Origin of the sequence: Paraburkholderia graminis C4D1M, assembly GCF_000172415.1 — a bacterium.
In the GTDB taxonomy this organism is placed as follows: Bacteria; Pseudomonadota; Gammaproteobacteria; order Burkholderiales; family Burkholderiaceae; genus Paraburkholderia; species Paraburkholderia graminis.
In genome coordinates this window covers 380,815-401,479 of record NZ_ABLD01000001.1, presented here as the reverse complement: position 1 = coordinate 401,479, position 20,665 = coordinate 380,815, and the positions used below count along the sequence as shown (strand labels likewise).

Annotated in this window: 16 protein-coding genes and 1 pseudogene; 5 read left to right on the top strand and 12 right to left on the bottom strand. The window is 64.2% G+C overall.

The window, feature by feature from the left end; all coding sequences use genetic code 11:
* Positions 1-6: 6 nt before the first annotated feature.
* The 6 genes from BGRAMDRAFT_RS01800 to BGRAMDRAFT_RS01775 are packed head-to-tail and all read right to left on the bottom strand — an operon-like array spanning position 7 to position 8,041.
* Positions 7-1,587: an AMP-binding protein gene (locus BGRAMDRAFT_RS01800; RefSeq protein WP_006046925.1), complete on the bottom strand. Its 1,581-nt coding sequence runs from the start codon at positions 1,585-1,587 to the stop codon at positions 7-9.
* On the bottom strand, positions 1,580-2,113 hold the full coding sequence (locus tag BGRAMDRAFT_RS01795) for a (2Fe-2S)-binding protein (RefSeq protein WP_006046924.1): 534 nt from the start codon (positions 2,111-2,113) through the stop codon (positions 1,580-1,582). Before BGRAMDRAFT_RS01795 ends, BGRAMDRAFT_RS01800 begins: the two co-directional genes overlap by 8 nt.
* Positions 2,110-2,931, bottom strand: a complete 822-nt coding sequence (locus tag BGRAMDRAFT_RS01790; protein WP_006046923.1) for an FAD binding domain-containing protein — start codon at positions 2,929-2,931, stop codon at positions 2,110-2,112. The genes BGRAMDRAFT_RS01795 and BGRAMDRAFT_RS01790 overlap by 4 nt, the downstream gene beginning before the upstream one ends.
* Positions 2,928-5,969, bottom strand: coding sequence for a xanthine dehydrogenase family protein molybdopterin-binding subunit (locus BGRAMDRAFT_RS01785; protein WP_006046922.1), 3,042 nt, complete (start codon positions 5,967-5,969; stop codon positions 2,928-2,930). Before BGRAMDRAFT_RS01785 ends, BGRAMDRAFT_RS01790 begins: the two co-directional genes overlap by 4 nt.
* Before the next feature lie 4 nt (positions 5,970-5,973).
* Entirely contained in the window at positions 5,974-6,588 is a 615-nt protein-coding gene (locus BGRAMDRAFT_RS01780) for a UbiX family flavin prenyltransferase (RefSeq protein ID WP_006046921.1), read from the bottom strand.
* The gene (locus tag BGRAMDRAFT_RS01775; protein WP_085962904.1) at positions 6,581-8,041 is read right to left on the bottom strand and encodes a UbiD family decarboxylase; all 1,461 of its coding nucleotides are present in this window, start codon (positions 8,039-8,041) and stop codon (positions 6,581-6,583) included. Before BGRAMDRAFT_RS01775 ends, BGRAMDRAFT_RS01780 begins: the two co-directional genes overlap by 8 nt.
* Positions 8,042-8,378: 337 nt before the next feature.
* On the opposite strand from BGRAMDRAFT_RS01775, the gene BGRAMDRAFT_RS01770 reads away from it, so the two are divergent.
* Both BGRAMDRAFT_RS01770 and BGRAMDRAFT_RS01765 read left to right on the top strand, forming a co-directional pair.
* A complete protein-coding gene (locus BGRAMDRAFT_RS01770) occupies positions 8,379-9,299 on the top strand; it encodes a LysR family transcriptional regulator (protein WP_006046919.1) in 921 nt (306 codons plus the stop codon).
* 24 nt (positions 9,300-9,323) lie between these two features.
* Complete coding sequence (locus BGRAMDRAFT_RS01765) at positions 9,324-10,775, top strand: aldehyde dehydrogenase family protein (RefSeq protein WP_006046918.1); 1,452 nt, start codon at positions 9,324-9,326, stop codon at positions 10,773-10,775.
* Positions 10,776-10,944: 169 nt separating this feature from the next.
* Here the strand turns inward: BGRAMDRAFT_RS01765 and BGRAMDRAFT_RS01760 are convergent, their stop codons facing one another.
* Positions 10,945-11,889, bottom strand: a complete 945-nt coding sequence (locus tag BGRAMDRAFT_RS01760) for an AraC family transcriptional regulator (protein ID WP_006046917.1) — start codon at positions 11,887-11,889, stop codon at positions 10,945-10,947.
* Between the two features lie 185 nt (positions 11,890-12,074).
* Between BGRAMDRAFT_RS01760 and BGRAMDRAFT_RS01755 the strand changes: the two genes are divergently transcribed.
* A complete protein-coding gene (locus BGRAMDRAFT_RS01755) occupies positions 12,075-12,536 on the top strand; it encodes a (2Fe-2S)-binding protein (protein ID WP_006046916.1) in 462 nt (153 codons plus the stop codon).
* Between the two features lie 2 nt (positions 12,537-12,538).
* Positions 12,539-14,746, top strand: a complete 2,208-nt coding sequence (locus BGRAMDRAFT_RS01750) for a xanthine dehydrogenase family protein molybdopterin-binding subunit (protein ID WP_006046915.1) — start codon at positions 12,539-12,541, stop codon at positions 14,744-14,746.
* 240 nt (positions 14,747-14,986) lie between these two features.
* On the opposite strand, the gene BGRAMDRAFT_RS01745 is transcribed toward BGRAMDRAFT_RS01750, so the two are convergent.
* Positions 14,987-17,227: a two-partner secretion domain-containing protein gene (locus tag BGRAMDRAFT_RS01745; protein ID WP_006046914.1), complete on the bottom strand. Its 2,241-nt coding sequence runs from the start codon at positions 17,225-17,227 to the stop codon at positions 14,987-14,989.
* Positions 17,228-17,682: 455 nt separating this feature from the next.
* Here BGRAMDRAFT_RS01745 and BGRAMDRAFT_RS01740 point away from each other — a divergent pair, with 455 nt between their 5' ends.
* The gene (locus BGRAMDRAFT_RS01740) at positions 17,683-18,054 is read left to right on the top strand and encodes a YciI family protein (RefSeq protein ID WP_029965714.1); all 372 of its coding nucleotides are present in this window, start codon (positions 17,683-17,685) and stop codon (positions 18,052-18,054) included.
* Between the two features lie 154 nt (positions 18,055-18,208).
* Here the strand turns inward: BGRAMDRAFT_RS01740 and BGRAMDRAFT_RS35220 are convergent.
* The 4 genes and pseudogenes from BGRAMDRAFT_RS35220 to BGRAMDRAFT_RS01725 form a co-directional block, all read right to left on the bottom strand.
* Positions 18,209-18,325, bottom strand: a pseudogene (locus BGRAMDRAFT_RS35220) (porin); the annotation flags it as partial.
* Positions 18,326-18,425: 100 nt separating this feature from the next.
* Positions 18,426-19,274 carry an isocitrate lyase/PEP mutase family protein gene (locus BGRAMDRAFT_RS01735; protein ID WP_044020084.1) on the bottom strand — a complete coding sequence of 283 codons (849 nt, stop codon included), beginning with the start codon at positions 19,272-19,274 and terminating at the stop codon, positions 18,426-18,428.
* Positions 19,275-19,417: 143 nt separating this feature from the next.
* A complete protein-coding gene (locus BGRAMDRAFT_RS01730) occupies positions 19,418-19,843 on the bottom strand; it encodes an OsmC family protein (RefSeq protein WP_006046910.1) in 426 nt (141 codons plus the stop codon).
* A 248-nt stretch (positions 19,844-20,091) separates the two neighbouring features.
* On the bottom strand, positions 20,092-20,646 hold the full coding sequence (locus tag BGRAMDRAFT_RS01725; RefSeq protein ID WP_006046909.1) for a carboxymuconolactone decarboxylase family protein: 555 nt from the start codon (positions 20,644-20,646) through the stop codon (positions 20,092-20,094).
* Positions 20,647-20,665: the final 19 nt, after the last annotated feature.

The window sequence follows — 20,665 nt, the reverse complement described above, 5'->3', positions numbered from 1 at the left end:
TGTGGGTTACTCCTTGGTGATTGTGGTTTCTGCAGGTCGTGCGGCCTGCGTATTCGAATCGGTCGTGTACTCGCCCGCTTGCAGCTTGCGGCGCAGAATCTTGCCGACCGGCGACTTCGGAATGTCGTCGACGAAAACGTAATCGCGCGGACGCTTGAAGTTGACGAGATCGGACTGGCGGCACCATGCATCGAGCGATTCCGAATCGACGTACTCGCGGCGCTTGATGAAAGCAACCACGCGCTGGCCCCAGCGCTCGTCCTTGACGCCTGCGACCGCGACTTCGTCGACGGCGGGATGCAGCGACAACAGCGATTCGATATCCACCGGCGAGATGTTTTCTCCGCCGCTGATGATCATGTCGTCGACGCGGCCCGTCACATAGAGATCGCCGTCGCGGTCGAGATAGCCTGTGTCTCCGGTGAAGTACCAGCCGTCGCGCAAGCTCTTCGCATCCGCGTCCGGACGATGCCAGTAGCCTTCGAAAGCTTCGTCGCCGAGCAGGTCGACGATGATCTGCCCTTCTTCGCCGGTGTCGGCGAGCTCATCGGGCGAAAGAGCATCGAGCTTCACCACGCGCAGCCGCGTATTGATGCCCGCGCGGCCCGCGCTGCCGGGTTTCCTGGTTGCATCCTGATCGATGCTGAACGTGTAGACCTCGGACGAACCATAGTGGTTGACGAACAGCTCCGGCTCGAACGCGGCCGAGAGGCGCTTGAGCAGGCCGTCGTTCATCGGTGCGCCGGCGAAGCCGAGCTTTCTGACCGACGAGGTATCCGTGTTCGGGAACGCGCTGTCGGCAAGCAGATCGTGATAAAGCGTCGGGACCAGATAGAGGCAGGTGAGCGCGTGCTTCGAGATGCATTCGAGCGCGAGCTTCGCGTTCCAGCGCCGCACGCAAACGAAAAGGCCATCCACGAGCGCCATGGCGAGCAGCGAGCGCACGCCCATCGTGTGATAGAGCGGCATTACGCCGAGCGTGCGTTCGCCGCGCCGGTAGAGGTTTTGCGCGACGTGCGCGAGCGCGCCCGCGCGTTCGTGCCGATGCCGGCGCGGCACGCCCTTCCCTTTGCCCGTCGTGCCCGATGTGTAGAGGATCAGCGAGATGTCGTCGGCGGTGGCGTGCGTCGTGTCGCTCGCAGCGCCGCTGCGCGTTCGTTCGACGATGAGCGTATCGAACGTGGCGGTGGCACCCGAAGCATCGTCGAGTCCGATGCGCGGCACTTTTTGTGCGGCGGCGCTCTGCGCGACGGCAGCGGCGCTGACGGGTTCGTAGACGATCGCCTTCGCTCCCGAGTCGGTCACGCAGTAGTCCAGTTCGTCCGGCTTCGCGCGCCAGTTGATCGGCACGATGACGATGCCTGCAAACTGTCCGGCCCAATGCAGCGTCGCCATTTCCCAGCGGTTTTGCAGCACGACGAGCAGCCGGTCGCCGCGTTGCAGGCCCAGTTCGCGCAGACCGTCGGCGACACTCAGGATCATGCGATGCCACTGCGCGTAGGTCAGTTGCACATCGCCATCGACGAGCGCGAGCGCGTGCGGGCTACGCTCGACGCTCTGCAGGAACGTGCGTCCGAGATCAAGCATGTTCGACCTCCGTCGTGCCTGCCTCGGCCCGGCGGCGCGCCGCAACGTCGAGCACCGCGGCCACGATGGGTGTGTAACCCGTACAGCGGCAGATATGACCCGACAGCATCTGCCGCACCTGCTCTTCGGATGGATTCGGCACGCGCCGCAGATAATCCGCGCACGACATCAAAATTCCCGCCGTGCAGAAGCCGCATTGCAGCGCGTGATGCCGCTGGAACGCCTGCTGAAGGTCGCCAAGCGTCTGATCGGGCGCGAGGCCCTCGACGGTATCGATACGCCGGCCATTGGCCTGCACGGCAAGCATCAGACACGAGCGCGCCGCGACGCCATCGACCTGCACGGTACATGCGCCGCATACGCCATGCTCGCAGCCGACGTGCGTGCCCGTCGCGCCGAGTTCGTGCCGAATGAAGTCCGACAGCAGTTCGCGCGGCTCGCAATGGCCGCTTCGTTCGCGGCCGTTCAGCGTCAGCGCGATCCGCTGCGCTTCGCCGTGCCGCATGATGGTGTCCGTCTTGCTCACTTTGCCTCCTCGATCACGCGCCATCCGAGTTGCCGCACCAGATTCCGGCGATATTTCGCGCCGATGTGCGCGTCGTCCTGCGCGTTCAGTTTCCAGCTCAAATCGTTCAGTGCGCCGCGCAGGTCGTCGCCTTGCAGACGAGGCCATTGCTCAGTGACCGGCCGGTCCGCGACGCCGCCGACTGCGATACGGATCGACTCGTCGGTGACGACGGCCGCACACGCGACGATCGCGAAATCGCCGTGCCGCGCGGAAAATTCCGTGAACGCGTAGCGCTCGCCCGGGCGGCGCAGCGGAAAGCGCACCGCTTCAACAAGTTCATCCGGCTCGCGCGCGGTCATCAGCATTCCCTGAAAGAAGTCCTGCGCGGCGAGCGTGCGGCGCTTTCTTCGCGAGCGCAGCATCACGTCGCCGCCAAGCGCGGAAAGCACGAGTGGCAACTCCGCGCTCGGGTCCGCATGCGCGATCGAACCGCACACGGTCCCGCGATTGCGAATCTGGAAGTGCGAGATATGCGGGAAAGCCATCGCGAGCAGCGGCGCTTCGTCGGCGAGCGTGCTGCGCCATTCGACGCTGCCTTGCGTCGCCGCGGCGTTCACGACGAGATGCCCCGCTTGCGTGTCGACGCGCACGGCATCGAGCTCCGCAGTACGCGAAATGTCGATAAGCACCTTGGGCTGTGCGAGCCGCATATTGAGCACTGCCATCAGCGACTGGCCGCCTGCCAGCACGCGCGCGTCTTCGCCGTATTGCGCGAGCGCGTCGAGCGCGTCTTGCGCGGTCATCGCGCGCAGGTAATCGAACGGTGCGGGCTTCATGCGTGTCTCCTGAAACGGGCGAGGAGTCTTGCGATCCACGATCCATGCGCTTCTACCGGCTTGCCCGCCGCCTGCCGTCCGAGCGATTCGAACAACTGCTTCAGCACGACCTTCGCAGCGCCTTCGAGCATGCGCGCGCCGACCGCCGCGACCTTGCCCGACACCTGGGCTTCGTAGTCGTACGTGAGCCGCGTGCCGCTGCCGTGCGGCGTCAGTTCGACGAGACCGTTGCCGCGCGCGCTGCCGAGCGGCGAGATGCCCGCACCCGCGAGACGCAGGCGACGCGGCGCCTCGATCTCCGACAAGCCGATACGCGCTTCGAAACGGGCCTTGATCATGCCGACGCCGACGGTCACGTCCGCGCGATACTGGTTCGGTGCCGTTTCTTCGAGCGCGTGGCAGCCGGGAATGACGTTCGCCAGCGCCTTCGGATCGAGCAGCACGGCGAACACGGCTTCGGGCGTCGCGGGCAGATCGACCGCGCCCTGCGCCGTCAGCGCGCGTCCGCCGCCCGGCGTCGCGGGCTTCGTGGCAGGCGCTTCGCGATATTCCGGCCGCGACGGTTCGGGATCGTCGATGCCGATCATCGCCATCACTTTGGGCGGCGTGAGCGGCAAGCGAATGTCTTCGACACCGAGCGCATCCGCCACCGCATTCGCGATGCACGGCGGCGTGCTCATGTTGTTGCCTTCGCCGAGGCCCTTCGCGCCGAGCGGCGTGAAAGGCGAAGGCGTTTCCAGATGCACGATGAGCGGATCGGGCACTTCGCATGTCGTCGGCATCAGATAGTCGGCGAGCGTGCCCGACTGGAAGCTGCCGTCCGCGCCGTAGCGGAACTCTTCCATCAGCGCCGCGCCGACGCCTTGCGCGAACGCACCGCGAATCTGGCCATCGGCGAGTGCGGGGTTCAGGATGGTGCCGGCGTCGTGCACGGTCACATAGCGGTCGATGCGCACGCGTCCGGTCGTGCGATCCACTTCGACACCGCACATGTCGAATGCGAAGCCATACGCGGCCGATGTATTGATGCGGTCGTGTTCGTCGGGCGCATCCATGTGCGGCGGCGACCAGAACACGGTTTCGCGCAGGCCCGGCTCTTCGCCTTCGGGCAGGAGCGCGGGCGCCCAGTGCGGCGCATTGCTCGCTGCGCGCGCGAACGGCAACGCGCGGTCGGCGGCGTCGCGCGGATAGACGCGCCCGCCTTCGAAGCGCACGTCGTTCGCCGCGCAGTCGAACTGCCTGGCGAGCACGCGCGCGAGTTTGTCGCGCACGCGCGTCGCGGCGAGATGCACGGTGCCTGCCACCGCGCCCGCGAAGCGGCTCGAATAATTGCCCGCCGCGACGGACCAGGCGTCCTTGTGCGTATCGAACTCGACATTGACGACGATGTCCTTCGGATCGAGCCCGAGCACGTCGGCGACGACTTGCGCGCACACCGTCATGTGGCCCTGGCCTGCGGGCGTCGACGCGATGGTCACCACCACGCCGCCGAGCAGATCGACGCTGACCGTCGCGCTCGCGATCGCGCCGTTCTTCGGTCCGGCTTTTTTGCGCGCGTCGGCGGGCATCACAGTCGTGATGTAGCCCATGTTGGAGACCGACGGCTCCACGATCGCCGCGAAGCCTATGCCATAGAACCGCCCTGCGCGTCGCGCGGCGTTGCGGCGCGCGACGAGTTCGTGGTATCCGCCATCGTCGATCGAACGGCGCAGCGCTTCCTGATAGTTGCCCGAATCGAGCAGCGCGCCCGCTGCCGCGCGATACGGGAAGGCATCGGCGGGAACGAAGTTGCGGCGATAGACGTCGAGCACATCGAGCTTCAACTCGATGGCGATGCGCTGGATCAGCCGCTCCAGTGCGAAGTACACCTGCGGTCCGCCGAAGCCGCGCACGAGTCCGGTCGGCGTCTTGTTGGTCAACACGACGCGGTTGCGCACGAGCAGATTCGGGATGGCGTACGCGCCCGTCAGACAGCCGTGCATCCGGTAAAACGTCGCGGGCTCGGGCGCGCGCACGTAGCCGCCGACGTCTTCCAGTTGATCGTAGGACAGCGCGACGATGCGGCCATCCGCTTCGACCGCCGCTTCAATTGTCGAGAGGCGCGCGGTCGCCGATGTGGCCGCGCTCAAATGCTCGAGCCGGTCCTCGACCCATTTCACCGGCGCGCCCGCCTTGCGCGACGCGAGGCACATCAGCACCACGTACGGAAACACGGCCTGCTTCACGCCGAAACTGCCGCCGGAATCGCGCGGTGCCTTATGACGCAGACGATTGGCGGGCACGTTCAACGCCATCGCCATGACGGCGTGCAGCGAGAACGGTCCCATGAAATTCGACGTGACGTCGTAGCCTTCATCGCCGGAAAGGTACTCGGCGATGACTACGCCGCACTCGATCGGCGCACAGGTATTGCGCGGATAATGCGCGACCAGCTTCACGCGATGCGGCGCGCGTTCGAAGGCCGCTTCGGGCTCGCCGTAGCGGAAGTGCCGGTCGCTGATGACGTTGCTGCCTACGCGCTCGTGCAGCGCGGGGCCTTCGTTGCTCGCGGCCTGTTCGATCGACGTCACGGGATCGAGCATCGCATAGTCGACCTTGATGAGATCGAGCGCGTCTTCGGCGAGCGCACGCGATTCCGCCATCACGACCGCGACCGGCTCGCCGACGTAGCGCACGCGGTCCATCGCGAGCGCCCACTGCTCCATTGGCGACTTCACGCCGACGACGAAGGGACGCGACCACGCACGCAGATCGTCGCGCGTTAGCACGGCGCGCACGCCGGCGAGTTTGGCTGCGGCTTGCGTATCGATCGACAGGATCTCCGCGTGCGCGTGCGGCGAACGCAGAATCGCGGCGTGCAGCGTGCCCGGCTTCACAGCGATGTCGTCGCCATAGCGACCGCGGCCTGTCAGGATCGCAGGGTCTTCGAGGCGCTGCATCGAGCGCCCGATGTGACGCCGCGGTGTGCTCGCGTCGCGCGTCCCGTTGTCGGCGACACGCGCGTTTATGTCGGCAAATGCGGTTTCGCGCTGATTCATGACGTTACTCCTCACGCGCGGCGCGGCCGCCGAATTCGTCGGCAAGACCGTTCCAGCGGCGCGCAATTTCCTCATGGTCGATACCGAACAGATCGAGAATCCGCCCGACCGTGTGATCGACCACGTCCTCGATGGTCTGCGGATGCGCGTAGAACGCGGGCACCGGCGGCATCACGATCGCGCCCATTTCCGTGGCGAGCGTCATGTTGCGCAGATGCGCGAGATTGAGCGGCGTTTCGCGCGCGACCAGCACGAGGCGGCGGCGCTCCTTGAGCATCACATCGGCCGCGCGAGTGAGCAGGTTGTCCGCGAAACCGTTCGCGACACTCGCAAGCGTTTTCATCGAACACGGGGCGATCACCATGCCTTCGGTCAGAAACGATCCGCTCGCGACCGCGGCGCCAATGTCGCGTACGTTGTGCACGACGTCGGCGAGCGCGTCGATGTCGCCGCGCGCAAGGCCGAGTTCCTGCGCCGCCGTCACCGCGCCGGATGCGGACACGACCAGATGCGTTTCGTGCGTGCCGAGGCGGCGCAACGCGGCGAGCAGGCGCACGCCGATCACAGCGCCGCTCGCACCCGAAATACCGACGACGATGCGCTTCTTGCGTTCAGTCATGATCGCGCGACAAGTAGGCGTCGAACGCGCTGTTGTCAGCGGCGACGAGTGTGTGCAGATCCACCGAGTCTTGCCCCGGAATGCGCACGCGTGTGAACACATGCGCGGGATACACGACGGGGCGCGTCGCATCGAGGCCCATCTTTGCGCTCACGCCTTGCAGATGCGACGGCGCGTCGTCGGGTTGGCCGACGGTCGTCGACGGATCGAGCGGCGAACCCTGCGCGCCTTCGATCACAACGAGATCGCGGTCGGCCTGGAAGCGCGTCGCGATGGCCCATTCGATTTCGGCGGGATCGTGCACGTTCACATCGGTATCGACAACGACGACCTGCTTGATGTCGTAATGCGCGCCGAACGCGCACAGAATGACGTTCTTCGCTTCGCCTTCGCGCTTCTTGTCGAACTGCACCCACAGGTGATAGCGGCACACGCCGCCGACAGACAGATGAACGTCCTTCACCGCCGGATGGCTGCGCTGCAGATGCGCGAGCAGCGTTGCTTCGCGCGGAATTGCGCCCAGCAGCAGATGCTCCATTTCGGCGGGCACGATCGTATGAAAGATCGGATCGCGCCGATGCGTCACCGCGGTCACCTCGATGACTTCGCGCGCTTCCCTCGCGCTGTAGTACTTCGGAAACTCGCCGAACGGGCCCTCGGGCTCGCGGACGTTCGGCAGAATCCGCCCTTCGATGACGATCTCCGCAAACGCCGGCACGTGCACACCATTCGTCACACATTGCGCGACCGGCAGCGGCGCACCATGCAGCGCGCCCGCAATTTCCAGCTCGTCATGATCGATGGGTGTGATCGCTTGCGACGCAAGCATCGTGAGCGGATCGACACCGATCGCGATTGCTACGTCGAGCGCGTCGCCTGCAGCTTCTGCCTCGCGATGAAATGCGTAGAGATGCCGCGGCAGCAGCAGGATCGCCATGCGATTCTGGCCATGCACCTGAATGCGGTTGATCGAAACGTTCTGCACGCCGGTGCGCGGATTGCGCGCGATCACGAGGCCCGCCGTAAGGTAGGGGCCGTTGTCGTACTCGCTGTGCGTGGGAATCGGCAGCAGCGCGTGAAGATCGATGCCGCTCGTATGCACCACTTGCTGACACGGCGCCTCTTCACGTCCGACGACTTTCGATTCGAGCGGCGCGGCGGCCGCAGCGGAGAAACGCGCGAGCAACGCGGATTCGTCGACGCCCATCGCTTCCGCAATCCACGCACGCTTCGACATGAAACCGCTGACGACGGGCACCGCATGGCCGCCCGGCTGCGTGAAGAAGGCCGCCTGCGTGCCGTCGAGGCACTTGGCGATCGCGGCGAGTTCGTGCTCGAGCGCAACGGGCTTGTCGATCGCCGCGACGCGGCCGCTCCGACTCAGATGTGCAAGCCAGTGACGCAAGGTGCGCGCAGGCCCGACGTCGTTCGCCGGGGCGCCCAGGGACGTCATCGGCGAGCTTTCGCGTGAATTCATTTTGAGTCTCTCTCCATTGCTGCCGGCCTCGGAGGTGCTAACACCGGCAGATTGAAGAGCAGAATATCGACGCCACGGTATAAGCGATAATATTAATTTTTGAACCTAGGCATCAGAAGTACTGATGTCCGTACGGATACTGATGCAAGACAGTCCCCGTTTTGATACCAAGTAAAAAAGGGAAGATGGACCGGGCTTTTGATACGCGCCAACGGTACGAATCGCAGCACACCGGCAAATATGTTGATACCTCGACTCATCGCGTATCAGCGCATATGATTGGCGAAACAGGTATCACGACGAGCGCTGCCCAATGGATCTCAAACAAATTCAGTACTTCATCGCTCTCTTCGAAGACGGATCGGTAACTCGTGCGGCCAAACGGCTAAACATAGTTCAACCGGCTTTGAGCATGCAGATCGCCAAGCTCGAAGACGAGTTGAAGCAGACCTTGTTCGAGCGCGGCGCACATGGAATGACTCCAACTGCTGCCGGCCGTTTGATGTATCGCCTTTATTTGCCGATCATGCGCGATCTCAAGCAAGCGCAGACACAACTGATGCAGCGCGATGAGGTCGTGTCTGGACACGTTTCCCTGGGACTGATTGCGTCTGTCAGCGAGAGCGTGCTTGCGGATGCGCTTTCGCGCTTTCACGAGCAGTACCCGCACGTCGAAGTAACGGTAGCCGACGGCTACAGTGCGACTTTTATCGATCTCGTGACAGGCGGACAGCTTGAAGCCGCGTTGATCAACCGGCCACGCGCCCGCTTATCTCTCGACTCGGAGCCATTGCTGGACGAAGAAATGGTGTTGGCAACCGGCGTGAATGGCGGACCCACATTGCCGCCCGTCATTGAGCTCGCACAAGTGCAGGAACTGGATCTTGTGTTGCCGACAAAACGTCACGGCTTGCGCGGCGTGCTCGACGCGGCCGCGCAATCCGCAGACGTGCTTCTGGCGCCCCGTTTCGAGATCGATGTTCTGAGCGCCATCGTCAAGCTCGTCGAAAACACGGGGTTCGCCACGATTCTTCCTCGCATCGTGGTCGAACGTTCGGTGCAGCGCGGCACCATGCGCGCGCATCCGATCCTTGCGCCGCGAATCGTGCGGCACATCGTGCGAATCAGTCACCCTCGCCGTCCGATAAGTGCTGCTACGGAAGCGCTAACAGCGATCATTGCCGACGAACTACGGAAGGTATCGGCCGGCGCATCCGACCCTGTCGATTCTTAACAACCACGCCCACTGGATAGTTAAATGGAAAGAGACGCTATGAATTGGATCGCCGGCGAATGGGCCGGCAAGCCCGTGCTCGCAAGCTCCGATCCTTCGAACGGAGAGACGCTCGGCCGGTTCGTCAGCTCGAACACGCAAGACGCGGACGCCGCCGTCTCGGCTGCCCGCCATACGTTCGATCACACAACGTGGGCACAGGATGCCCGTCGACGGCAGGATGTTCTGCTTCGCTGGGCGCAAGCTCTCGAGTTGTCGGTGGAACCGCTAGCGGAATTGCTGACGCATGAAAACGGCAAGACTATTGGGCAGGCGCGAGGAGAAATGCGCGCCGCAATTTCCGAAGTGCGCTACTACGCGGGACTCGCGCGCCACATTGCCGGTCACGTCATCGAGCCCGAGCCAGGCACCATCTCGACGATGTTGCGCGAGGCCGCCGGCGTTGCTGCGATCATCGTGCCGTGGAACGCTCCCGCCGTGCTGCTCGTGCGGTCCCTTGCGCCCGCCCTCGCTGCCGGATGCACGGCCATCGTCAAGCCGGCTGCCCAGACGTCATTGATCACCGCGGCAATGATCCGTTGTCTCGACCAGCCGGCGCTTCCCGCCGGTGCTGTCAATCTGCTTCTCGAAAACGGCGCAGAAGCCGCTGCGCGACTGGTCGAGTCCGCCGATGTCGATGTGATCAGCTTTACGGGTTCGACGGAAGTCGGCAAGCGAATCATGCGCGCCGCTGCAGACAGCATGAAGCGATTGTCGCTTGAGCTGGGCGGCAAATCGTGTTGTCTCGTCTTCGAGGACAGCGACGTTAAGGCCATTGCACCTCGTCTTGCCCGGGCCGCGACCATCATCTCCGGACAACAATGCACCGCTGCACGGCGAATACTCGTGCATGTGTCAAAGGCGGACCAAATGCGAGACGAACTCGTCAAAGCACTCGCAAGCCTCAAGGTTGGCCCAGGGATCGATCCCGCTTCCGACATTGGCGCGCTGATCGATGCTGCGTCCCGCGACGCTGTCCAGACCACGGTTGAACGAGCGTGTGACCTTGCAGATCGCGTGCTCTTGCGCGGGACTTCGAGCGGACCGGGCGCCTTTCTGTCACCGACGCTGGTCGAGCACGGAGAACCTCACGCCTTCTTTTGCCAGGACGAGATCTTTGGCCCGTTCGTCACGTTAGAGACCTTTGTGACCGAAAAGGAAGCCGTTGAAAAGGCAAACAACACCGTTTTTGGCCTGTCCGCGAGCGTGTGGACCCACGACTCGGCTCGGGCTTTCCGGATTGCGCGTGCGCTGCGTGATGGGACCGTCTGGATCAACGACCACAACAGGTTGTTCGCAGAGGCCGAAACTGGCGGCTATCGGCAGAGCGGACTGGGCCGGTTGCACGGCTATGACGCGCTAGCGGACTTCACGGAGATCAAGCATATCTGTGTCGGTGCAGGAGTCCTGGAAGGCATCGAAGTGCTTGGCTCGTGACGGAATCAGATAACCATTGACCTCGATTGCAAAAAAGCGCGATGACCCAAATCAGAACACGGCACGCAAATATGGGTCCCGCGTGCATCAGGATGGCGGGCTTAAGGGAATGCGTGACGGTCTGGATCGGCCTGCTTTTCCAATACGGACGGACTCAGCCGTCGCCAGCCTACTCTCCGAACCCCACCATGTTCCGGCGCCTTAGCTGCGCCACATCGCGAAGTGGAGGCGCCCCAAAGAGCCGGCTATATTCGCGGCTGAATTGGGAAGGGCTGTCATACCCGACCCTGATCGCCACCGACCCAACATCGCCGTTCTGCCCAAGTAACATTCTCCGGGCCTCTTGCAGTCGCAACTGTTTCTGGTATTGCAGCGGGCTCAGCGTCGTGACGTTCTTGAAGTGGTGATGGAGCGACGACACGCTCATGTTCACGTGCTGCGCGAGCATCTCCATCCGCAAAACCTCGGTGTAGTGATTCTGGATCCACTCAATCGCCCGCGCGATCCGGTTCGTCGGACTCCCGTTGACGGCGATATGCCGCAGCCGCTTGCCCTGCTCGCTTGTCATCAGCCGATAGAGCAGCTCCTTCACGATAAGCGGCGCGAGAACCGGGATGTCATTCGGAGTATCGAGCAATCGCGCGAGCCGCAGCGCCGCATCGAAAACCGGCGCCGACAGCGAGCCGACGGCGATGCCTTCGCCCGCCGACGCGGCGCCCGGTTCCGGCAGACGCACTTGCGTCGCCAGCTCGGCGATGCACTGCGGATCGAGTGCGAGCTTCACGCACAGGTACGGCGCGTCGGACGACGCTCGCGTCACCCGCGACGTCATCGGCAGATCGACGGACGTCACGAGGCAATGCAGATGATCGTAGTCGTAAGCCTGCCCTCCGACCACGACCCGCTTGGCGCCTTGCGCCGCGAATACCAACGCGGGGCTCGCCACGCCGCAGCCGAGATCGACGGGCGTGGAGTACCGGTAGAACGCCAGCGAGGGAATCGCCGTCTGATGCGCGCCGTCCACGGGCGCGAAGCGGCTGACGAGCGCGGCAAGCTCGCGGCGTGCCGTTTCGCGCGACGCCGAAGCATCCAGCCAGGAAGAATTCTGTTTCATGCGCGTTGAGCTCCGTTGACGGAACCGAGCATAACCAGGCGCTGCCGCGCAACGACGGTTGTGCTGCTCCATTTGCAGCATTGTTCAATAATTTTGCAGGATTGTGTAAGCGCAACGGCACGCACTCGGTCACACTGCCGCGTACACCCGGCGCCAAGTTCGGGCCTTCCCCACGGAGAGGTTCCATGTCCACATCGTTTGTCCTGAACGGCAAGAACGTTACGCTCGATGCCGATCCCACTACCCCGCTTCTCTGGGCGATTCGCGAGAACGCGGGCCTGCACGGCACGAAGTTCGGTTGCGGCATGGCGCAATGCGGCGCCTGCACGGTTCATCTGGAAGGCGAAGCCACGCGTTCGTGCGTGCTGCCGCTCGCCGCCGTCGCGGGTAAGCGCATCACGACTATCGAAGGTATCGAAAGCCGGCCTGCGAAAGCGATCCAGGCGGCATGGGTCAAGCTGCAGGTGCCGCAGTGCGGATACTGTCAGTCCGGTCAGATCATGTCCGCGACCGCCTTGCTCGAACGCAACGCCACGCCCACCGACGCCGACATCGACGCCGCGATGAACGGCAATCTGTGCCGCTGCGCGACCTACGCCCGCATACGCGCGGCCATTCACGAAGCCGCCGCCACCCTGAAGGCCTGACCATGACGACCGATCTCGATCTCCCGGATGCCGTGCGCCCGTCGCGCCGGACCTTCCTCAAAGCAGCCGGCGCAGTCGCGGCAGTCGGCCTCACCATCGGCTTCGAATGGGCGGGTACGGGCCGCCGCGCGCTCGCCGCCACGGCGCCCGAGGCGGCGTTCGCACCCAACGCCTTCCTGCGCGTCGCGCCGGACAACAGCGTGACCGTCATCGCGAAGCACGTCGAGATGGGCCAGGGCGCGTACACCGGCATCGCGACGATCGTCGCCGAGGAACTGGATGCGAACTGGCAGGACGTCCGCGTCGAAAGCGCCCCCGCTGACGCGAAGCGCTACGCGAATCTCGCGTTCGGCATGCAGGGCACGGGCGGCAGTTCGGCGATGGCCAACTCGTGGATGCAATTGCGCGAAGCCGGCGCGAAAGCGCGCGCGATGCTGGTCTCCGCCGCCGCCGCGCAGTGGCGGACGCCTGCGTCCGAGCTGACGACGCGCGACGGCAGCGTTCATCACGCGGCCACGAACCGGACCGCGACGTACGGCTCGCTCGCGTCGGCCGCGGCCCGGCTACCGGTGCCGGACAAGGTCGCGCTCAAATCACCGAAGGATTTTCGTTTGATCGGCCACCAGGCGCCGCGCGTCGACGTCCCTCCGAAAACCGACGGCACCGCGCAGTTCACGCTCGACGTGACGTTTCCCGGCATGCTGGTCGCGTTGCTGCAGCGTCCGCCTCTCTTCGGCGCGACGGTCAGATCGTTCGACGCGTCGGCTGCGAAAGCCGTGCCGGGCGTGGTTTCGGTCGTGCAGGTGCCGGGCGGCGTAGCGGTGGTCGCGAAGGGCTTCTGGGCGGCCAAGCAGGGCCGCGACGCCCTGAAGATCGAATGGGACGATTCGAAGGCCGAGAAGCGCAGCTCGGACGCGATCATGGCCGAATACCGGCAGCTCGCCGAACAGCCCGGCGCATCCGCCCGCAAGGACGGCGATGCGACGCAGGCGCTCGCGGGCGCAGCGAAGAAGATCTCCGCCACCTACTCGTTCCCCTACCTTGCTCACGCGCCGATGGAGCCGCTCGACGCCGTCGTCAAGCTCACCGCCGATAGCTGCGAGATCTGGGCCGGCGACCAGTTCCAGACGGTCGACCAGGGCAATGCCGCGCGCACGGCGGGGCTCGACCCGCAGCAGGTCAAGATTCACACGTTGTATGCGGGCGGCAGCTTCGGGCGGCGCGCGAACGCGCGGTCGGACTATATCGTCGAGGCCGTGTCGATCGCCAGGGCGCTGGGCGCGAACGGCACGCCCGTCAAGCTGCAGTGGACCCGCGAGGACGACATCCACGGCGGCTTCTACCGGCCGATGTACTTCCACAAGCTCGACGCGGGCCTGAGCGCGGACGGCAAACTGGTCGGCTGGCGGCACAGGATCGTCGGCCAGTCGATCCTCGGCGGCACGCCGTTCGCGAGCGCCATGATCAAGAACGGCATCGACGCGACCTCCGTCGAGGGAGCCGCCAACATGGCATACGCGATTCCGAACATCTCGGTCGAACTGACGACCACGCAGACCGGCGTGCCGGTGCTGTGGTGGCGGGTGGTCGGCAGCTCGCACACGGCGTTCGCGGTTGAGGCGTTCATTGACGAAGCCGCGCATGCAGCGGGCAAGGACCCGTTCGTGTTCCGCCGCGATCTGCTCGCGCACGAACCGCGCATGCGGGCCGTGCTCGAACTCGCCGCGCGGAAAGCGGGCTGGGACCCGGCCAAACCGTTGCCGAAAGGCCGCGGACGCGGCATCGCAGTGGCCGAGGCGTTCAAGACGTTCGTCGCGCAGGTTGCGGAAGTCTCCGTCGACAAGGACGGTAACGTGAAGATAGAGCGTGTCGTCTGCGCGGTGGATTGCGGTACGCCCATCAATCCCGACATCATCGCAGCACAGATGGAAGGCGGGATCGGCTTCGGTCTCGGCGCGGTGTTGCACAGCGCGATCACGCTGAAGGACGGCAAGGTCGAGCAGAACAACTTCGACGGCTACCAGGTACTGCGAATCGCCGAGATGCCCAAGGTCGAAGTGCATATCGTGCCCTCGGGCGAGGCGCCCACGGGTGTAGGCGAGCCGGGTGTCGCGCCAGTCGGACCCGCGGTCGCGAATGCGATTTTTGCAGCCACCGGCGAACGGCTTCACAGCTTGCCGTTTCCGGCCGCTGCGAAGAAAAGCGCCTGACGGTCGATTCTTCCGCCCCTTTGACGCCGAGTGTTCGGCCTGTCCTACGTGAAGGTGACGTCGCGAACGGTTCCATACGTGGATCCGTTCGTGCCTCGCTCAAAGGGGGTTGGAAAATCAGGCGGTAGCGTCGCTGAATGCACCGTCGTCGAACGATGAGCGCGTTGAACAGCGTCGCGGTATCGGTCGCACCTTGGGACTCGCTGGAGGGCTCCGACGGCTGGCGGCACGGATCAAAGTTCAATGTTCGACTTGCCAGCGCAGCACCGGATGCGTGGCGCCGGCCGGCATCGCCCACGCGCCATCGCTGCCGAAGTTCCAGCCCACGAAGCTCTTTGGGTCGCTCATCTGCGCAGTGGTCAGTCCGTTCGAAGCGGGCAGATTCCCGCCGCTCTGGGCCTCTCCTGTCGTTTCGGTATTCCAGTACACGTCGCTGCCAAGACCGGTGCAAGATATGCAGACGCCACCGCGCAGGGTTGAGTAGACGCCGCCTGTCGCGAACGCCTCCGATACCGTTCCGCTGTTGTCGTGTACAAGCCCGGCGGATGAGCCACGCGACGCAACCGCGTACACGATGCCAGTAGCGTAGGACTGCGATATCGTTCCCTGATTGTCATAGACCAGACCGCCACCTGCGCTGCCGTGGTAGACCCTGGCACTGCTTCCGGAACGCCCGATCGTTCCATAATTGGTGCCGACGAGGCCGCCCATCGACGTGGTCGAGAAATTGGACTGCGGGCCGATGACGCCCGACGTAAACGTATTCATAATTTTGCCGTGATTGCTCATGGCAAGAATGCCGGCGAACAGTCCGGACGGTAGTGAATATCCCGCTGACGCGTCGAGGAGGCTGACGTCGCGCACTACGGCGTTTGCGGCAATATCACTGATGAACGAGATGTCTGGATGGAGATTCGACACGCTATGCCACATGCCGTCGAACTGCCCGGTGAACGCAGTCTTGCTCGCGAAGCCGAGCGTCTTGAATGCGTAACCCGTCGCGTCGATGTCGTGGCCGAGCGCGTAGTTGCCGTTCATATCGCTCTCGATGTTCTGAAGATCCTGCGCCGTATTGACCAGCTTGTAGCCGGTGATCTGCGTAACCAGTCCACTGTAGTCGGGCGCCACCCACGCACTGTTCGCGAGCAGGGTGCCGGGCGAATAACTGCCGTTCATGTCATACAGCGCGCTCACCGTGCCGGTGCTTCGCGACCAGTCGATCGTGCCGTTGTTCGTAAGGCTGCCGCCATTGTTCACGCTCGCCGCGTCCGTGCGCAGTGTCAGCGCGCCGCTGCCCTGGTTGCTCAACGTGACGCCCGGGCTGACTGTCAGGCTATGCGCCGCGTTCAGCGCGAGCGATGCGCCGCCGGTCCATTGAATGCTTTGATCAGCAACGAGGTCGCCGCTCTGGCCGTTCGCGCCGGTGGTCGTCATCGAAATGGATGTGCCGTCGTTGAGGCTTCGCGTGAAGGAGCGCGATGCGCCGTTGTCGAACGTGTAGGTGGGCAGCCTGACGTTCCACTGACCCGCCACGACCTTCGCGAAGTCGCCCCAGAAGGTGAAGAGCCCGGTGTCCATATCGACCGTGCCGCCTTTGCCGTCCGCGTTCTTCGCGGCGATGTTGCCCGCGAGAATCACCTGTCCTCTCGGACCGGCGACGAGCCACACGTGACCGTCGCGCAAAGCGGTGCCGGTCGCGCGCAAGACGTCGGCGTTGCCGGCGAGCGCGTAGATGTTGCCATCGACGGCCTGAAGGTTCAGCTGCGCCGCTTCCACTGCACCCGTGTTGACGATCGCGCCGCCGCTCGCCGTCTGCACGAACAGCTGTTGCGAACTCGACGAGTCCTGCAAGAGCACCTTGTTGCCTACCGCGATCTCGGCGGTGCCATTCGGCGCGCTGATGTTGCCGTAGTTGTCGACTTCGCTCGCGGCAATAAGCAGCACATCGCCGTTGGTCGACCCAATGTTGCCGAGATTCACCACGCGCTGCGTCGACTGACCGGAAAACGTGAGAGGACCGCCGGCCATAAACGATTCGTTGTCGGTGTCGAGTGTCGAGGCAACGAAGCGCCCGCCTGTTGTGATTACGCCCTGCTGACCGACCACCACGCCTTGCGGGTTGATCAGATAGACACTGCCCGTTGCGTTGAGCTTGCCGAGAAGCATCGACGGCGTGCCGCCTGTTACGCGATTGAGCGTCGCGCCCGCGCCGTTGTCGATGTTGACGGTATTGGTCTTGCCGATCGAGAAACTGTTCCAGTTAATCACGCCGCGCGATGAGCCCGGTTGCGTGATGGTCAGTCTATTGCCGGAAGTCGAGATGGAGCCGCTACCGCTTACGTAGGCGCCGCCTTGCGGCAGGACGCCGGCGGCGAGCACCGGGGCGGCGCACGAAAGACCTAGAAGGCAGACGATGACGGAGACAGCAGGTAGGCTCCGCGCACCATCGGGCGCGAGCAGTGACGATGTATTGAGCGGCATATTTTCCTTTCCTGCAAAAGGATTGGGATGCCACTCGGCCCAGCGGGGTGTTTCAGGGTGTGGCCTTCAAAGCATAGACATAACCTGAGTACTTAACTAACAGCAAACTTTCAACGTTTTGCGACGTCATTCCCTGACTTTGCGCCGGATTTGACGAACTGCATATGGGCACGACAGCCACACTGGATTGCTACGAGTCGGACGACGGGAAGACGTCGTGGCGGCTGTATGAAGAGCTGTTCGAGTCGGGCGCGGTCGACCTCGAACTCACCGCGCAGGCGCAGACCCGCCTCGTGATGCGCCTGCCACTCGACATGGCCAAGCGTCTGGCGACCGCGAACGTTACGACCCGAAGCGGCGAGGTCGGCAGGACCTGCCACAAAATTTTCCGAAAACATTGTCGATTCCCGACCATCAGCTTCGTCGTCAGTACATACCCACTCAAAGGACCTCCTATGAAATACCTCGGATTGGCCTACTTCACCCCCGAAAGGTTTGCCGCGATGCCACCGGACGACGTCAAGGAACTGGTGAGCCGATGCCCCGCGTTGGACGAGAAGATGCGCGCTACCGGCAAGGTTCTGATTTCCGCGTCGCTTGGCGATCTGGACGGCTGGAGGACACTTCGCCCGCGCAGTGGCAAAACGCAAGTGACCGATGGACCGTACACCGAGTCGAAGGAAGTCGTGGGCGGCCTGTTTATCATCGAAGCAGATAGCCTTGACGAGGCGTTGCGCATCGCGTCCATGCACCCGGCCGCCACTCTGGGCGAGGAAGGCGGATGGGCCGTTGAACTTATCCCCATGGATTTCTACCTGGCTCGATAACTGCCGCAGCGCCTGTCTCAGGAATGAGTGGGCGCCTTTCCACAAACACGTTCCAGGCTTCGTCGTTTCTGCCCCACAGTGCGCGTTCCCTATCGGACCGGGAGGAATGGCGCGCGCTGGGTCCTATCAAGCAGGTAATGCGGACCAGGTCAGGTTAGAAGGTATGACGAACGCCGACCGCAAAAGTATTGCCAGTGGGGTGCGCGCTCAGCTTGTCGTAAGAGTAGATCGCGTAGATGTCCGTCCGTTTGGACAGGACGTGGTCGTAACCAAGCTCTTCGGAGTTCCAGCAGGGTGTATCCGCGGCCTTCGTGCGGTCCATCTGAGGGCTACCAGGCGCTGGGTGAGTTGGTGATGCTACGCGTGCCTTGTCACCCCGGCGTCGGCCACTTTCGCTCGGCGGTTGCGAAGGACTCGTTGAGTTCGTTGCCGCTCGTCGCGTCCTTCGTGTAATTGAACGTGCCCTCGTCGCGAATCTCATGCGCGGCGCGCAAGAAGGCGCCGAGCGCCGCGCGCGCCAGCGAGCCGCCGACGCTCACGCGGCGCACGCCCATCGATTGCAATTCATCGACGCTGAGCAGCACGCCCTGCAAGCCCATCAACACGTTGACGGGACGTTCCAGTGCGTTCACCACGGCGGCGATTTCCTCGCGCGTCTTGAGCCCCGGCGCATACAGTACGTCGGCGCCCGCTTCCTGATAGGCGAGCAGGCGGCGGATCGTGTCGTCGAGGTCCGGACGCCCGCACAGGTAGTTCTCGGCGCGCGCCGTCAGCGTGAACGGAAACGGTTGCGCGCGGGCGGCTTCGACCGCCGCGCGCACGCGCTCGACGGCGGCCTCGAATGGATAGATGGGTTCGTCGGCGCGGCCAGTCGCGTCCTCGATCGAGCCGCCGACCACGCCCGCCTGCGCCGCCAGGTGGATGGTCTTCACGCACTCCTCGGGCGCGTCGCCGAAGCCGTTTTCCAGATCGGCGCTGACGGGCAGATCGGTCGCACGCGCGATTTCGGCGAGGTGGACAATCATCTGCGCGCGGCCTACTGCGTTATCCGGCAAGCCGCGCGAAAACGCATAGCCGGCGCTGCTGGTGGCGAGCGCCTTGAAGCCGGCCAGCGCGAGCAGCCGCGCCGAGCCGATGTCCCACGGGTTAGGAATGACGAACGCTTCTTGCGCTGCGTGCAGCGCCTGGAATTGCGCCGCTTTTTCGGCCTGGTTTTTCATCGCGGATGCCATTGAGAAGCGCCGCGCCGGCGCAAGATGCCGGCACTGCGGCGCGGGTTGCCGGGAAGTTTTGAAGCGCGGCGAGGCGATGCAATGCGATGCGCGCCGGCATCGCTCGCCGCTAACCGCGTGCCGAGGTCCGCTCAGGTTTCGAGCTTCGCGTCCATCGTGATGGTCGCGTTCAGCACCTTCGACACCGGACAGCCCGCCTTCGCGTCCGCGGTGGCTTTGTCGAACGCAGCCTTGTCGCCGCCGGGAATTTTCACCGCGACGTCCAGATGCACGGCGGTGATCGTGAAGCCGCCGCCGTCCTTGTCGAGCGAAATGGTTGCGGTCGTGCCGATACGTTCCGGCGTGATGCCCGCCTTGCCCAGTTCCGCCGACAACGCCATCGAGAAGCAGCCCGCATGCGCGGCCGCGATCAGCTCTTCCGGATTGGTGCCGATGCCGTCCGCGAAGCGCGTGGAAAACGAATATTGAGTCTCCTTGAGGACGCCGCTGTCGGTGGAAATGGAGCCCTTGCCGTCTTGCAGACCGCCTTGCCAGACTGCTGATGCCTTGCGCTTCATCGTTCTCTCCTGTTTGTGCCCTGCTTCGCACGCTGCACGACTGATCGCGAGTACCGCCGCGGCGGTCCAGCCCGAGGTTTCCGCGGCTTGAGGCGTCGGTCGCGAGTGCGGCGCTGCGTGACGGGCGCGGACGTGGACCGACCTTCATCATAGGCGGTTCCGTGTGCCAATGCCGTGAAGGTGTCCATGCGCCCGCGACGGCCTGGCGCGATACGGCCGCCAAGCCGTCCCGCTGCCGACGAAAAAAACTATTCGGCGAACGGCAGACTCTGTTGCCCGTTGGCGCGCATGTCGAACACGTTGAGCGTCATCGCGACGAGCGCATAGTAGCCGAGAAGCCCGACGAGATTGATCACGACCTCATGCCCGAAGCGCGCGAGCGCCCTCGCATACGTCGCGTCGGACACGCGCTTCGTGTCGTACAGTTCGCTTGCGAAGTCGTAGATAAGCGCGTCGTCCGCGTCTTCGAAGTCGGGCTGCAGTCCGTTGCGGATCGCTTCCGCGTCGGCTTCGCGCACGCCCGCCTCGAGCGCAATCGGATAGTGGATGTACCACTCGGCCTGCGCCTGCCAGCGCGCCGCCGTCACGAGAATCGCGAGTTCGGACAGACGCAGCGGCAAGCCCGTGCGATAGCGGCAGAACGCGCCCAGGCGCTGCGCCTGCTGCGCGAGTTCCGGGCTATGAATCCAGCCGAGAAAGGGTCCGTTCAGGTTGCCGCGCGGCCCGGACAAAATCTCGTCGAGAACGGCCTTTTGTTCGGGCGTCGCATCGGATAGCTGGAAGGCGGGCAGGCGCTCGGTCATGGTGGTCTTTCTCTCTCTG